The organism is Streptomyces sp. NPDC006551, from assembly GCF_040611675.1.
In the GTDB taxonomy this organism is placed as follows: domain Bacteria; phylum Actinomycetota; class Actinomycetes; order Streptomycetales; family Streptomycetaceae; genus Streptomyces.
The window spans coordinates 79,188-93,779 of the sequence record NZ_JBEXOT010000020.1 but is presented as its reverse complement, the minus strand read 5'-3'; the positions used below and the strand labels follow the sequence as shown (position 1 = coordinate 93,779).

Here is a 14,592-nt window from a genome sequence, read left to right as displayed (position 1 = left end):
CTTGCCGGGCCCAGGAGTGGCTCCGGAGCGGTTCTGGGCAAGGCCCTCCTGGAAGACCCGGAAGGCCCCGCACCGGCCCGGAGTGGCTCTGTACAGGCTCCCGAAGTGGCTCTCCCCACGGGCCTCCCGGACAGCCAGGCCCCGGACAAACCCCCCGCACGCAGCCTCCCGACAGCTTCCGACAGCCCCGCACGCCGCCTCCCGACAGCTTCCGACAGCCCCGTACGCAGACGAAAAGGGCGGCCCCCCGCTTCCACGCGGGGGGTCGCCCTCTGCGTATGGCCGCCGGTACGTCAGCCCAGCAGGCCACCGATCGGGTTGCGGTTGCCGCCCGTCGTCGAGCCGCCGTCCGTGGACCCGCTGCCGCCGCCGGAGTCGGAGCCGCCCGAGCCTCCGCTGCCCCCGCTGCCCCCGCCGGTGCTCGTCGGGCCGGAGCTGGTGGTCGGGGCCGGCCTCGACTGGCTCGGGGAGCTGTCGGTGCCTCGGGTGGCGGTGGGCCGGCTCTCCTCGACGCGGCCGGTCTCCCGTGCGGTCTCGCTCGGCGAGGCGCTCTCCTCCTCGCGCTCCCCGCTCGCGCCGGCGGTCTCCGACGGCGTGGGGCGGATGGAGGCGGACTTGGACGGGCTGCGCTCGCCGGGCTCCTGCGGGAGGGGCCGGCCGGGGAGGTGGTTGATCGGGTCGTCGTTCGGGCCGGGCACCGTGACCATCTCGGTGGAGCGTACGGCTCCGCCGAGCATCGAGCCGATGAGCAGGGTCAGACCGACGACGACGGAGGTGACGACGGCCCCGCGGCGCAGGACGCGGCGGCGCAGGTCCCACAGTTCGGAGCGGGGCCCGAGGGTCCGCCAGGCTTCACCCGCGAGGCGGCCGTCGATGGAGTAGACGGGGGCGCCGGCGATGACCAGCGGGGACCAGGCGGCGAGGAAGATGATGTCGGCGGAGTCGTAGACCGGGACGCTCTTCCAGCTGACGGTGAGGATCAGCGCGGCGGAGAGCAGGGCGCCGATGACGGCGGCGACCCGCTGCCAGAGTCCGAGGACGGTGAGGACGCCGACGACGACCTGGAGGAAGGCGACGGTCAGGCCGGCACCGACGGGGTGCTGGAGGGCGGAGTCGCGCAGGGGCTCGGCGAGGGCCCAGGGGTGGAGCGAGTTGAGCCACTTGACCATGGAGCCGCGTTCGCCGCCGTCGAAGTAGACGGGGTCGCACAGCTTGCCCATGCCGGCGTAGATCGAGATGAAGCCGAGGAAGACGCGCAGCGGGAGCAGCACGACGCCGAGGTTCATCCGGCGCCCGGGGTAGTAGGCGTGCCGGACCGGGTCGGCGCCGTGGCGGTGCGAGCGGGCGCGGTCGTCGTCCCGGCCGGCGTCCCCGTCGTCGTACGACGGGCCGTAGGGCGGCTCGTACGACGCGGCATGCGGCGTGTCGTAGGCACCCTCGGCGCGCCGCATGGAGGGCAGCAGCGGGGGCCCGTCCGTGGTGCCGGGGACGACGGGGGTCCGCATGGTGTCGTCGATGCGCGGGATGGCCTGCGTCGCCCCGGCGTCGAGAGACCCGGGGGGTTCGAGGGTGGAGACGGAGGACTCGCGCATGGCCTGGAGGAGTCCGGTCGCTCCGGGGTCGCCGGGCGAGGACTTTCCGGTCCAGACGACGGGGCGGCGGCGGCCCGCCGCTCCCACGGCCGCGGCCGCACCCACGGCGGCTCCCCCGCCGAGTGCGGAGAGGCGGGGGGAGGCGGCGAACTTCGGCTGCTGGGCGGTCGGCGCGAGCCGCACACGGAAGCTGGCGTGGTTCACGATGACCTGCGCGGGGTCGGAATCCACTTTGACCATGCTCAGCGCGGGCTGATCGTCGAACCCCGGCCGGGGCGTTCTGGTGTCCACACTCATCTAACCGAGTGACGCGGGGTTAGGACACTGCCTTGACGGGCTCGGAATGTCCGAGACCCGTCAAGATCGCCCGATGCGGGAAAGGGCCCAGCTCAGCGAGGTGGGCCCGTTCCCTGTGTACGCCGTACGAGGGGCGTACGGAGGGTCAGCGCGCGCGGCGGCGGGCGACCTCGTAGAGGACGATGCCCGCGGCGACGCCCGCGTTGAGCGACTCGGCGCCGCCGGGCATGGTGATGCGGACGCGGTAGTCGCAGGTCTCGCCGACGAGCCGGCCGAGGCCCTTGCCCTCGCTGCCGATGACGATGACGACGGGGCCGTCGAGCGCCTCCAGGTCCTCGACCGTGTGCTCGCCGTCGGCGGCGAGGCCGACGACCGTGAGGCCTTCCTTCTGGAAGCCCTCCAGCGCGCGGGTGAGGTTGGTGACGCGGGAGACGGGGGTACGGGCGGCGGTGCCGGCCGAGGACTTCCAGGCTCCGGCGGTCATGCCGGCCGCGCGGCGCTCGGGAACGACGACGCCGTGGCCGCCGAAGGCGGAGACGGAACGGACGATCGCGCCGAGGTTCCGGGGGTCGGTGACACCGTCGAGGGCGACGATCAGCGGGTCCTCGTGGGCGTCGTAGGCGGCCGCCGTCAGGTCCTCGGGGTGCGCGTACTCGTACGGCGGGACCTGCAGGACGACGCCCTGGTGGTTGAGCCCGTTCGTCATCCGGTCGAGCTCCTGGCGCGGGGCTTCCATCAGGTTGATGTTGCCGCGCTCGCCGGCGAGCTTGAGGACGTCGCGTACGCGCTCGTCGTTGTCGATGAACTGCTGGACGTACAGCGTGGTCGCCGGGACGCCGTCGCGCAGCGCCTCGAAGACCGGGTTGCGGCCGACGACCATCTCGGAGGTGCCCTTCGGTCCGCCGCGGCGGGGTGCGGGGCGGCGGGCGGCGGCGTGCTTGGCCTGGGCGCTGGCGATGCGGTTCTTCTTGTGACCCTTGCGGGCGGAGGCGGGCGGCGTGGGGCCCTTGCCCTCGAGGCCCTTGCGCCGCTGGCCACCGCTGCCGACCGTCGCGCCCTTCTTGTTGGACGTGCGACGGTTCCTGCGCTGGCTGTTCCCGGCCATGACTACCTGTTTTCCTCGACTGCGTACATAAGTCTGTAGATGAAGTGTGCCGCCCGGCTCGCCGAGCGGCACATCAGTGGGTGCCGCGCCCGCCTCAGCGGGAGCCGAGCGTCCAGCGAGACCCGTCCTGGCCGTCCTCGATGACCAGGCCGGACTGGGTGAGCTGATCGCGGATCGCGTCCGCGGTCGCCCAGTCCTTCCGCTCGCGGGCCGACTCGCGCTGCTGGAGCACGAGGCGTACGAGTGTGTCGACGACGCCGTGGAGGTCCTCGCCGCCGCCGGCCTCGCCGGCCCACTGGGGGTCGAGCGGGTCGAGGCCGAGGACGCCGAGCATGGCGCGGACCTCGGCGAGGCGGGCGATGGCCTCGTCCTTGTCGTCGGCGGCCAGCGCGCTGTTCCCCTGGCGGACGGTGGTGTGGATGATCGCGAGGGCGTGCGGGACGCCCAGGTCGTCGTCCATGGCGTCGGCGAATGCGGGCGGCACCTCGGGGGCGGGCGGGACGGTCTTGCCCGCCTTCTCGGTGACGCGCTGGATGAAGCCCTCGATCCGCGCGAACGCGGACTCGGCCTCGCGCAGCGACTCCTCGCTGTACTCGATCATCGAGCGGTAGTGCGGGGTGCCGAGGTAGTAGCGCAGGACGATGGGGCGCCAGTTCTTGACCATCTCGGAGACGAGGACGGAGTTGCCGAGGGACTTCGACATCTTCTCGCCGCTCATGGTGACCCAGGCGTTGTGCACCCAGTACGAGGCGAAGTCGTCGCCGAACGCCTTGGCCTGGGCGATCTCGTTCTCGTGGTGGGGGAAGATCAGGTCGAGCCCGCCGCCGTGGATGTCGAAGGCGGAGCCGAGGTACTTGTGGGCCATGGCCGAGCACTCCAGGTGCCAGCCGGGGCGGCCGCGTCCCCACGGGGTCTCCCAGTCGGGCTCGCCCGGCTTGGTGGCCTTCCACATCGCGAAGTCGCGCGGGTCGCGCTTGCCGGTGATGCCTTCCTCGGCGGGCTGGCGCAGGTCGTCGATGTCCTGGTTGGACAGGGCGAGGTAGCCGGGGAAGGAGCGCACGTCGAAGTAGACGCTGCCGTCGGCCTCGTAGGCGTGTCCGCGCTCGATGAGGCCGCGCATCATCTCGACCATCTCGGTGACGTGACCGGTGGCGCGGGGCTCGTAGGTGGGCGGCAGGCAACCGAGGGCCTGGTAGCCGTCGTTGAAGGCGCGCTCGTTCTCGTAGCCGATGGACCACCAGGGGCGGCCCTGGTCGGCCGCCTTGGCGATGATCTTGTCGTCGATGTCGGTGACGTTGCGGATGAACGTGACGTCGTAGCCGCGGTACTCGAACCAGCGGCGCATGATGTCGAAGTTCAGCCCCGACCGGATGTGGCCGATGTGCGGGGCGGCCTGCACGGTGGCGCCACAGAGGTAGATCGAGACGCAGCCCGGTGTGAGCGGGGTGAAATCACGGATCTGCCGGGCGCTGGTGTCGTACAGGCGAATAGTCACCACTCCAGGGTAGTGGGCGTGTGGTAGTGCCCCGCGACCGATTCCCGGCCGCGGGGCGTCTTTTTCACCGTCGTTACGGGCTTCCAGGGGTGTGTGCCGCCGATCGGGCCGGATCGGCGAGCGACCACCTACGGCCGTACGCGGACGACGAGCGCGGTCGCGATGGCCGCGAGGCCCTCGGCGCGGCCGGTGAGACCGAGGCCGTCGGTCGTCGTGCCGGAGACGGAGACGGGGGCGCCGACGGCTTCGCTCAGTGCCTTCCGGGCCTCGTCGCGGCGCTTGCCGACCTTCGGCCGGACGCCGATGACCTGGACGGCGACGTTGCCGATCTCGTACCCCTCGGCGCGGACGATGCGGGCGGCCTCGGCGAGCAGGGTGACGCCGGAGGCTCCGGACCACTCGGGGCGGGAGGTTCCGAAGTGGGCGCCGAGGTCGCCGATGCCGGCGGCGGAGAAGAGGGCGTCACAGGCGGCGTGGGCGGCGACGTCGCCGTCGGAGTGCCCGGCGAGGCCGTACTCCTCGTCCGGCCACAGGAGGCCGGCGCACCACAGGTCGCGGCCGCGCTCGAAGGCGTGGACGTCGGTGCCGATGCCGACCAGCGGCAGCTTCAGGGGCTCAGAAGCCATCGTTGGCCCTCCTGCGGGCGAGAACGGCCTCGGCGAGGACGAGGTCGAGCGGACGGGTCACCTTGAACGCCTCCTCGTGGCCGGGCACGACCACGACGGGCGCGCCGAGCCGTTCGACCATGCCGGCGTCGTCGGTGGCGCCATCACCCATGAGGGCGACGGTGGCGTGGGCGTTGACGAGCGTGTCGTAGTCGAAGCCCTGCGGCGTCTGGACGGCGCGGAGCCGGGAGCGCTCGGGGGTGGCGACGACCTTCTCGGCCTCGCCCTTGTTCTCCGCGGGCTCGACCTCCTTCACCGTGTCCGCGAGCGGCAGGGCCGGGACGACGGCGACCGCACCGTCCCGTACGGCCTCGATGACCGCGTCGACGGTGTCGACGGGGACCAGCGGGCGGGCCGCGTCGTGGACCAGGACGGTCGTGATGCCCTCGGGGAGCGCTTCGAGGCCGAGCCGTACGGATTCCTGGCGGGTCTCACCGCCCGGGACGACCAGATAGTCGGTGCGCTCGGGCAGCGCGTGCGTGTCGAGGAGGTTCTTGACCTCGGCGGCGCCGTCGGAGGGGGCGACCACGACGACGAGGGAGACCGCGCGGGAGGCGGCCATCGCGCGGACGGCGTGGATCAGCATGGGGGTGCCGTTCAGCGCGCGGAGCGCCTTGGGGGCGCCCGGGCCGAGGCGTACGCCCCGGCCGGCCGCGGGGATCACCGCGGCGGTACGGACAGGACGCGCTTCGTCTGACATCGGTTGCACTCCGGCAGGTTTGTTTCCTCGGCCGACGTGGGTAGGCCCTCACCGTGCCGGACGCGACGCGTCGACCGGGCCCTTTCCGTGACGACGGTCGGGCGTAGCGCGACGGGCACAGGGGATGTGGCGCGAGGGGACTGGGACTACGGGTCTCTTCGTGTGCTGGGTGGGCTTTCGTGGACGCCTACGGCCGTACGGCGGGATGTGCGCCGTACGGTGACGGTTGCGTGCCTGCGGTGACGCGTGCGTCCTGTGCGTCCGTGAGGTGCACGAGGTGGTGCGCGTGCGGGGCGTGAACGGCCCGCGGGGCGTGAAGGACGTGCGGGGAGACGAAATGCCGCAGCGCCCGGCGACGGCACTGTGGTGTTTCACAGCACGTCAGCGGGCACCGCGGCATCGCTGCACTCAGGACGCGAGGACCTCGTCGAGGAGAGCCTCGGCCTTGTCCTCGTTCGTGTTCTCCGCGAGGGCCAGCTCGCTCACCAGGATCTGCCGAGCCTTGGCGAGCATGCGCTTCTCACCTGCGGAAAGTCCGCGCTCGCGCTCCCGGCGCCACAGGTCACGCACCACTTCGGCGACCTTGATGACATCGCCGGAGGCGAGCTTCTCGAGATTTGCCTTGTAGCGCCGGGACCAGTTCGTGGGCTCTTCGGCGTACGGTGCGCGCAGCACCTCGAAGACCCGGTCCAGCCCGTCCTGACCGACCACATCGCGAACTCCGACGAACTCCGCATTGTCCGCCGGCACCCGAACCGTCAGGTCGCCCTGGGCGACCTTGAGCACCAAGTAGGTCTTGTCCACGCCTTTGATCTGGCGAGTTTCGATGGCCTCGATCAGCGCGGCCCCGTGATGGGGATAGACCACGGTGTCGCCAACCTTGAACGTCATGTGACAGGTACCCCTTCCGTGGCTATCCAGGGTAACACGGATACGGCTTCTTCTGAATGGCGTTTTCGCAGGTCAGGGCATATCTCGGGGCTTGACAACAGCAACACGAACGTGCTGCGACAGGCTTCCGGGAGGGGGTATTCGCAGGTCGGAGCGGCTGTACGGACGGACGGAAACGCGCGCGTCACACCCGCGCGAGACCCCCCGAAGAAGGAGTGATGTACCGGTTTGCCGGGTTCCGGACGGACCTCTTCATGTACTCCGTTCGAGGATCGGTCACCCGTACGGACGCATCCCGGATCGAATCCCGAATTGATCACCGGACGGCGGTGCGGGTTTTTCCGCGGATGCGGGTTCGCGAAATGCGTGGTCGGTCGGCGAATTGATCACGACGGTTATGTGAACGGCGCGTCACGCGCGGTCAATGGGGTTGTCATCCGGCCACTGCGGCGACGGGCGGACCGGGGGGCCGGACGCGGGGCCGGCTGCGGAGCCGGCTGCGGAGCCGGAGGCGACTGGAACGGGCGCCGGTGGCGGGGGCCGGAGTGCACGCGCGGGCCGTAGGGGCGGGTCGGGTGCGGGCCGGAGAGTGCGGCTCGGTAACCTAAGCGCGCTGACGCACCTTTAGCTCACCCTTAGCCGGTTGATCACAGCTCGACCTCAGCCGGCTTGTCCATCGCCCGTCCGAACGTCCTAGGAGTTGCCGCCGCCGTGAGCCGCAGCCTTCGACGCGGCGCCCTCGCCGCCACCGCCATCGTGTTCTCGATCGCCTCGCTGTCCGCCTGTGGGGCGGGCAATGACGCGCAGACGCTCGGCGTCCGGCCGGACAACGCCGCCGTATCGGTGGACGACGTCAAGATCCAGAACGCGCTCGTGATCACCCAGCCGGACTCCACCGTGAAGGGCCCGGCCGTCGTCTCGGCCACGGTCTTCAACAACGGCCGCACGCCGCAGACCCTCGACGCGATCACCCTGCCGGGCACCAAGGCCACGGTGCAGCTGAAGGCCGCCACGGGTGCCGGCCCGATCACCGTCCCCGCGGGCGGCTCGGTCATCATCGGCGGCAAGGGCAACGCCTCCGCCACGATCGAGAACGGCAGCGAGGCCGCCAAGGTCGGCGACGCCCAGCAGGTCGTCTTCAAGCTGAGCAAGACCGGCGACGTGAGCCTGGAGGCGTTCGTCGTCCCCGCGACCAGCTACTTCAAGGACTTCGGCCCGGTCGAGGTCCCGAAGCCGCCGGGCGCCACGCCGACGGCCTCCGCGACGGCCACTCCGACGGGTGAGGCCGCACACGGGGACGAGGACGACCACGGGTCCGGTCACTGACGGAGCGCGTCACGACGCGGAAAGGGGCGCCCCGCCGGAGAGATCCGGCGGGGCGCCCCTTCGTCGTCCGCGCGATGTACGGCTCGAAACGTGAGCCAGGCCGGTTTACGGCTCGAACTTGTAGCCCAGGCCGCGGACCGTCACCAGGTAGCGCGGCGCGCCCGGATCCGGTTCGATCTTGGCGCGCAGACGCTTGACGTGCACGTCGAGGGTCTTGGTGTCGCCGACGTAGTCCGCGCCCCAGACCCGGTCGATGAGCTGCATACGGGTCAGGACGCGGCCCGCGTTGCGCAGCAGCATCTCCAGGAGGTCGAACTCCTTCAGCGGGAGGTCGACCTTGCCGCCCGCGACGGTGACGACGTGACGGTCCACGTCCATGCGGACCGGGCCGGCCTCCAGGGCCGCCGGGGTGACCTCCTCCGGCTCGCCGCGCCGGCGCAGCACCGCGCGGATGCGGGCGACCAGCTCCCGCGAGGAGAAGGGCTTGGTCACATAGTCGTCAGCCCCTATCTCCAGGCCGACGACCTTGTCGATCTCGCTGTCCTTGGCGGTCACCATGATCACCGGGACGTTCGAGCGGCCGCGCAGCTGGCGGCAGACCTCGGTGCCGGGCAACCCCGGCAGCATGAGGTCGAGGAGGACGAGATCCGCTCCGTTGCGCTCGAACTCGTCGAGGCCGTCGGGCCCGGTCGCGGCGACCGCGACCTCGAAGCCTTCCTTGCGGAGCATGTACGACAGGGCGTCGCTGAAGGATTCCTCATCCTCGACGACGAGCACTCGGGTCACGGAAGGACCTCCGGGGCAGGGAGCGGTTCGGTCATGAGATCAGGGGTGGGAGAGGCGGAGGAGGCTCCGGAGCCGTGGCCGGCGCCGTTGCCGGACGAACGGCGGTCCCGTACGGCGCCCGCCTCGGGCAGCCGCAGGGTGAAGGTGGAGCCCTGGCCCTCGGTGCTCCAGACGGTGACCTCCCCGCCGTGCGAGGCGGCCACGTGCTTGACGATGGCCAGGCCCAGGCCCGTGCCGCCGGTGGCGCGGGAGCGGGCCGGGTCGACGCGGTAGAAGCGCTCGAAGATCCGCTCGCGGTCCTTCTCGGAGATGCCGATGCCCTGGTCGGTCACGGCTATCTCGATCAGGTCGCCGCCCGGGGCCGTCACGCGGCGGGCGGCGATGCCCACCCGCGTACGGGCCGGTGAGTAGTTGACGGCGTTCTCGACGAGGTTGCCGAGGGCCGCGGCGAGCTGGCCGCGGCTGCCCCAGACGTACAGGTCGGCGGTGCCTCCGGAGGCCATGGTGATCTGTTTGGTGGAGGCGGTGTGCCGGGAGCGGTCGATGGCCTCGGCGACCAGCTCGTCCACCCGTACGGGCTCGGAGTCCTCCAGCGGGTCGTCGTTCTGCACCCGGGAGAGGTCGATGAGCTCTTGTACGAGGTTGGTGAGGCGGGTCGCCTCGATCTGCATACGGCCGGCGAAACGGGTGACCGCCTCGGGGTCGTCCGAGGCGTCCATGACGGCCTCGGAGAGCAGGGAGAGCGCACCTACGGGAGTCTTGAGTTCATGGCTCACGTTGGCGACGAAGTCGCGCCGTACCGCTTCGATACGGCGGGCCTCGGTCAGGTCCTCGACCAGCAGCAGCACCAGGCGGGAGCCGAGCGGCGCGACGCGGGCGGAGACGGCGAGGGCCTCGCCGCGTCCGGTGCCACGCCGGGGCAGGTCGAGCTCCACCTGGCGTATCTCACCGTCGCGGCGGGTGTCGCGGGCCATGTTGAGCATGGGCTCGACGGCCAGCTTCCCGCCGCGTACCAGGCCGAGGGCGTACGCCGCCGAGCTGGCCTTGACCACCGAGTCGCTCTCGTCGAGAACGACAGCGGAGGAGCGCAGCACGGACAGCACGGTGTCGACACCGGGCGGGAGCACGGCGTCGGTGTGCAGAGAGGTACGGGTGGGCCGCGCCTGGTCGCGCTCGCTCCAGCGGAACGCCAGCATGGCGATCACGCCGGTGCACACCCCGGCGATCGCGGCCAATGCGGCGACCGCCGCGTTCACGTCCATGCCATCCAGGTTATGCGGGGTGACGGACACTCTCCCAGCCGTCCGAGTGGCTGCTCGAACAGTCGTCGCCCAGAGTTCACCATGGGGATGGTGGTGGTTCATTTGCCCCGCTCGGGACGTTGACGTGCGTCGCCCAGAGTTCACCGAGGAGAAAGGGCCGGTTCATTCGGGGTGGAGGAGCCGGACGCGTACGGGGCCGAACGTGGGAGCGTGGGGGTCCGAGCCCCACCCGGACCCCGGACGCTTGTGAGAGAGGGACATCCATGCGGGACGCGTACCACGAGGAACTGGACTCGATCGGCGAGAGCCTGGTCGAGATGGCCCGTCTTGTCGGGTCGGCGGTCGGACGCGCCACGACGGCGATGCTCGACGCGGACCTGAAGCTCGCGGAGAGCGTGATCGCGGCGGACCAGAAGGTCGACGATCTGCAGCACGATCTGGAGGCCCGGGCGATAGCACTGCTCGCCCGGCAGCAGCCGGTGGCGACGGACCTGCGGATCGTGGTGACCTCGCTGCGGATGAGCGCGGACCTGGAGCGGTCGGGCGACTTGGCGCAGCATGTGGCGAAGCTGGCGCGGCTGCGGTTCCCGGAGACGGCGGTGCCGCGGGACCTGCACTCGACGATCCTGCAGATGGGTCAGCTGGCGCAGCGCCTGATGGCGAAGGCGGCGGAGGTCATCATCACGAAGGACGTCGACCTGGCGCTGCAGCTGGAGCACGACGACGACGAGATGGACCTGCTGCACCGGACGCTGTTCCAGCACCTGATGGACGACCGGTGGAAGCACGGCATCGAGACGGCGGTGGACGTCACGCTGCTCGGCCGCTACTACGAGCGCTTCGCGGACCACGCGGTGTCGGTGGCGAAGCGGGTCGTGTACCTGGTGACCGGAGAGCACGCGGACGAGCTGCACCAGTCGGACGCGCCGGTGGAGGGCGCGTAAGCCCTGCGGGGGGGCCGCACTTCTGTGCGCCGTTGATGCGCCGGGATGGGTGGGCATGCAATGGGGAAAGGCGACCCACGCCTTCGAGGAGGGACCCCATGGCTGATTCCGCCACGACCGATCCCCAGCAGGAGGCCCCGCGCGACGCGGTGTTCCTGCCCGTCCTCGGCGCCTGCGGGTGCGGCTCCGGCTGCGGCTGCGGCTGCCAGTCCGGCGGGCCGTGCCAGTGCGGGGGCTGCTCCGGCTAGGCGATGACGAAGGGCCCTGTCCGGCGATCCGAGGATCGGGACGGGGCCCTTGGCCATGTCGTTGCCGTCTTGCCGGGCCGCGCTCAGAGGTCCAGGACGCCGACCGGCTGGCCGCCCGTCGTCTCGCCGGTGGGCCGGAAGCCGAGCTTCAGATAGAACTCCTCGGGGCTGTGCTCGCCCGGCTCCCAGGACACGTACACCTTGCTGCCCCCGGTGCGGCGGACCTCGGCGATGACGGACTCGACGGCGAAGCGGCCGTACCCCCGGCCCTGCCGGTCTGCGGCGATGTTGAGGCGCCACAAGCCGCTGCGGCGGTCGTTCGGGTCCTTCTTGGGCGCCCACTGGATGTCGACGAAGGCCATCAGGAACCCGACCAGCTCGTCTCCGTCGAAGATCAGCCGCGGCCAGGCGTTGTCACCGAAGGCGTACGCCTCGGCGAGCGAGGTCGCGACGGACGCGACGTTCTTCTCCTGCTCGGGCCGGACGCGCAGCTCCAGGGCGGCGTCCACGTTCTCGGGGGTGATCTTCTCCAGACGGAGCGACGAAGTCATGGCCAGGACCGTACCGACCGTTCGTGATCTTCGCCCGTGAATATGGACGGTGCGGAGGCCGCGCCCCGCACCGTCACGCGTTCAGTCGGGCCCCGCCCAGTCGAAGGTGATGTGCTTGCTGGACTGGCCCTCGCGGCTCCACATGAAGCCGTACGCGTCGGCCCGGTCGGCCGTCGCGCGGCCCCAGGTCGCGACTTGGCCCGGTCCCGTTTCGGAGCCCGGCAGGTTGGTGCTCTGGACCCGTGCGCCCTCCGGGGTCGTCGGGCCGGTGAGCGCCTCGGCCCGCGCCTCGACGCGGCCGGGGATCGCGGCGCTCCAGGAGCCCAGGTCGTCGTCGATCTGGAACTCGATGGGGGCGAATTCCATGCCCCGCACCTCCATGGCGGAGATCCTGGCGAATTCGGCGGGCCAGCTGCCGGCCTGGCCACCGAAGATCATCTGGATGGCTCCGCGCTGCGCCTCGTCGGCTCTCTCGTCGATGAAGAGGGCGGCGTACGCGTCGGAGTGCTGCCGCGCCCAGACGTTGCCGGTGAACGAACCGAGTATCAGCACGTTCAGGCCGTCGAGGGCGACGTCGCCGTAACTCCCTTCACGGATGTGCCAGACCATCACGCCCTCGCAATCACCGAACGTGGGTAGCTGCGCGAAGGTGCAGGGGCACGGCACATTGCACTTGCAGGTGTCGAACCAGTCGCCCGCGACGTGCCAGCGGGGAATGGTGGTGGTTGTCTCGGCCGTGTCAGTCATATCCGGACCTCCTCCTGATCCACGCACCGGGCGGGCGGAGGGGACAGGGCGGCCGACTGTTCAGGCATCACCGATATCGCTCGGTTGCGTGGCCTCGTTTCCATCCTGCACCCGCCACCGATCGCGGGGCCAGGGCCACGGGTGCACGGCATGCCGAGGCGTGCTGTCCTGGAAGGGGATCTTCCAGCCCGGGCGGCCCAGCCCGGGGAGGAGCGCCGTGAACCACTCCCGGCCCACCGCCGCGTACCACCGCCGGATGGCCACCGAGCCGCCGCTGCGGCCGGGGAATCTGCTTCCGCCTCGGGTGCTCGTGACGGCCTGGTCGCTGCTCGTGCTGATCGCCGTCCTCGCGTGGGTGCTGACCGTCGGGCAGGCCCGCGACATGGGGATCGAACCGGGAACGATGGGGATGGGCATCCCTCTCTTCCTGCTGCTGTGGCTGGCGATGATGGCTGGCATGATGCTGCCGTCGGTCGCTCCGGTGGCGATCACCTGGGCGCGGGCCATCGGCCGTCGTTCGACGGGAGCGAGGCGGGCGGCACGGACGGCCGGCTTCATCGGGGGCTATCTGCTCGTCTGGACGGTGTTCGGACTCCTCGCCTACGGGGCGCTGAGCGCCACCGGCGAGCTCGTCCAGGATCATCCCGGCGCGGGCCGCTGGATCGGCTTCACCGCGTTCCTGCTGGCCGGGCTCCAGCAGCTGGGGCCGCTGAAGAACGTCTGCCTGCGGCACTGCCGCAGCCCGATCAGCCAACTGATGCGTTACGCGCAGTTCCGGCCATGGGCCCGGGATTTCCGGGTGGGGGCGCACCACGGGCTGTACTGCGTGGGCTGCTGCTGGGGCCTGATGGTGGTCCTGATTCCGCTCGGCGTCATGAACATCGCGGCCATGGCGGGGGTGGCGACGGTGATCTTCATCGAGAAGCTGTGGCGGCTGGGGCCGGTGTTCTCGACGGCGGTGGGGGTCGGCTTGCTGGTGCTCGCCGGTCTGACACCCTTCCATGACTGGCTGCTGCCGGGGCTGCAGCCGCCCGACGCCCCGATGCACATGCACTGACGGACGACCCCCCGCCCGCTGGGAACCAGCGGGCGGGGGGTCGTCGTGTGTCGGGGTGCGCTACTTCTTGCCCTGGTTCTTCACAGCCTCGATCGCGGCCGCCGCCGCGTCCGGGTCCAGGTACGTGCCGCCCGGCTTGAGCGGCTTGAAGTTCTCGTCGAGTTCGTAGGCGAGCGGGATGCCCGTCGGGATGTTCAGGCCCGCGATGTCCGCGTCCGAGATGCCGTCCAGGTGCTTGACCAGGGCGCGCAGGCTGTTGCCGTGGGCGGCGATCAGGACCGTGCGGCCGGTCAGGAGGTCCGGGACGATGCCGTCGTACCAGTACGGCAGCATGCGGTCGACGACGTCCTTCAGGCACTCCGTGCGGGGGCGCAGCTCCGGCGGGATCGTGGCGTAGCGCGCGTCGTGCGCCTGCGAGAACTCGTTGTCGTCGGCGAGGACCGGCGGCGGGGTGTCGTACGAGCGACGCCAGAGCATGAACTGCTCCTCGCCGAACTCGGCCAGGGTCTGCGCCTTGTCCTTGCCCTGGAGCGCGCCGTAGTGACGCTCGTTCAGACGCCAGGAGCGGTGGACCGGGATCCAGTGGCGGTCGGCGGCCTCCAGCGCGAGCTGCGCCGTGCGGATGGCGCGCTTCTGGAGCGAGGTGTGCAGTACGTCGGGCAGCAGGCCGGCGTCCTTGAGCAGCTCACCGCCGCGGACCGCCTCCTTCTCGCCCTTCTCGGTGAGGTTGACGTCCACCCAGCCGGTGAACAGGTTCTTCGCGTTCCACTCGCTCTCGCCGTGGCGGAGGAGGATCAGCTTGTACGGTGCGTCGGCCATGCGCCCGAGCCTAATCGACGCCCGGCGCCCGACGCTCCCCGTCAATTCACTGGCGCCCACGAAGCCTCTCCCCGTAAGTTACGGATCGGGATAGGGACGCTTACATA

At 70.9% G+C, this 14,592-nt stretch carries 15 protein-coding genes; 4 read left to right on the top strand and 11 right to left on the bottom strand.

Translation table 11 applies throughout. From position 1 onward, the window contains the following. Positions 1–293 precede the first annotated feature (293 nt). The 6 genes from ABZY12_RS19580 to ABZY12_RS19555 all read right to left on the bottom strand — a co-directional run bounded on the left by ABZY12_RS19580 (position 294) and on the right by ABZY12_RS19555 (position 6,745). Positions 294–1,889: a DoxX family membrane protein gene (locus tag ABZY12_RS19580; protein WP_356891891.1), complete on the bottom strand. Its 1,596-nt coding sequence runs from the start codon at positions 1,887–1,889 to the stop codon at positions 294–296. 145 nt (positions 1,890–2,034) lie between these two features. After that, positions 2,035–2,994, bottom strand: a complete 960-nt coding sequence (rlmB, locus tag ABZY12_RS19575) for a 23S rRNA (guanosine(2251)-2'-O)-methyltransferase RlmB (protein ID WP_356891889.1) — start codon at positions 2,992–2,994, stop codon at positions 2,035–2,037. Positions 2,995–3,088: 94 nt separating this feature from the next. Next, a complete protein-coding gene (gene cysS / locus ABZY12_RS19570) occupies positions 3,089–4,489 on the bottom strand; it encodes a cysteine--tRNA ligase (protein ID WP_356891887.1) in 1,401 nt (466 codons plus the stop codon). Positions 4,490–4,617: 128 nt separating this feature from the next. Then, entirely contained in the window at positions 4,618–5,115 is a 498-nt protein-coding gene (ispF, locus tag ABZY12_RS19565) for a 2-C-methyl-D-erythritol 2,4-cyclodiphosphate synthase (RefSeq protein WP_356891885.1), read from the bottom strand. Further along, on the bottom strand, positions 5,105–5,854 hold the full coding sequence (gene ispD, locus ABZY12_RS19560) for a 2-C-methyl-D-erythritol 4-phosphate cytidylyltransferase (RefSeq protein ID WP_356891883.1): 750 nt from the start codon (positions 5,852–5,854) through the stop codon (positions 5,105–5,107). Before ispD ends, ispF begins: the two co-directional genes overlap by 11 nt. Positions 5,855–6,262: 408 nt before the next feature. Next, positions 6,263–6,745 carry a CarD family transcriptional regulator gene (locus tag ABZY12_RS19555; RefSeq protein WP_003953493.1) on the bottom strand — a complete coding sequence of 161 codons (483 nt, stop codon included), beginning with the start codon at positions 6,743–6,745 and terminating at the stop codon, positions 6,263–6,265. A gap of 711 nt (positions 6,746–7,456) precedes the next feature. Between ABZY12_RS19555 and ABZY12_RS19550 the strand changes: the two genes are divergently transcribed. Beyond that, on the top strand, positions 7,457–8,071 hold the full coding sequence (locus ABZY12_RS19550; protein ID WP_356891881.1) for a DUF461 domain-containing protein: 615 nt from the start codon (positions 7,457–7,459) through the stop codon (positions 8,069–8,071). Between the two features lie 105 nt (positions 8,072–8,176). Here the strand turns inward: ABZY12_RS19550 and ABZY12_RS19545 are convergent, their stop codons facing one another. Both ABZY12_RS19545 and ABZY12_RS19540 read right to left on the bottom strand, forming a co-directional pair. Next, positions 8,177–8,857 carry a response regulator transcription factor gene (locus tag ABZY12_RS19545; protein WP_015035162.1) on the bottom strand — a complete coding sequence of 227 codons (681 nt, stop codon included), beginning with the start codon at positions 8,855–8,857 and terminating at the stop codon, positions 8,177–8,179. Beyond that, a complete protein-coding gene (locus ABZY12_RS19540; protein WP_356891879.1) occupies positions 8,854–10,119 on the bottom strand; it encodes an ATP-binding protein in 1,266 nt (421 codons plus the stop codon). Before ABZY12_RS19540 ends, ABZY12_RS19545 begins: the two co-directional genes overlap by 4 nt. 263 nt (positions 10,120–10,382) lie before the next feature. On the opposite strand from ABZY12_RS19540, the gene phoU reads away from it, so the two are divergent. Both phoU and ABZY12_RS19530 read left to right on the top strand, forming a co-directional pair. Next, positions 10,383–11,063, top strand: a complete 681-nt coding sequence (gene phoU / locus ABZY12_RS19535) for a phosphate signaling complex protein PhoU (RefSeq protein ID WP_356891877.1) — start codon at positions 10,383–10,385, stop codon at positions 11,061–11,063. A 98-nt stretch (positions 11,064–11,161) separates the two neighbouring features. Next, complete coding sequence (locus ABZY12_RS19530) at positions 11,162–11,311, top strand: hypothetical protein (RefSeq protein WP_356891875.1); 150 nt, start codon at positions 11,162–11,164, stop codon at positions 11,309–11,311. Between the two features lie 83 nt (positions 11,312–11,394). Here the strand turns inward: ABZY12_RS19530 and ABZY12_RS19525 are convergent, their stop codons facing one another. Together ABZY12_RS19525 and ABZY12_RS19520 are read right to left on the bottom strand one after the other, a co-directional pair. Then, positions 11,395–11,862 (bottom strand): GNAT family N-acetyltransferase, encoded by a 468-nt coding sequence (locus ABZY12_RS19525; RefSeq protein WP_356891873.1) that lies wholly within the window; start codon positions 11,860–11,862, stop codon positions 11,395–11,397. A gap of 81 nt (positions 11,863–11,943) precedes the next feature. Then, positions 11,944–12,609 (bottom strand): DUF1326 domain-containing protein, encoded by a 666-nt coding sequence (locus ABZY12_RS19520; RefSeq protein WP_356891871.1) that lies wholly within the window; start codon positions 12,607–12,609, stop codon positions 11,944–11,946. Positions 12,610–12,865: 256 nt separating this feature from the next. Between ABZY12_RS19520 and ABZY12_RS19515 the strand changes: the two genes are divergently transcribed. Further along, a complete protein-coding gene (locus tag ABZY12_RS19515; RefSeq protein ID WP_356891945.1) occupies positions 12,866–13,666 on the top strand; it encodes a DUF2182 domain-containing protein in 801 nt (266 codons plus the stop codon). A gap of 60 nt (positions 13,667–13,726) precedes the next feature. Here the strand turns inward: ABZY12_RS19515 and ABZY12_RS19510 are convergent, their stop codons facing one another. After that, positions 13,727–14,485: a phosphoglyceromutase gene (locus ABZY12_RS19510; RefSeq protein ID WP_356891869.1), complete on the bottom strand. Its 759-nt coding sequence runs from the start codon at positions 14,483–14,485 to the stop codon at positions 13,727–13,729. Between the last annotated feature and the right edge of the window lie 107 nt (positions 14,486–14,592).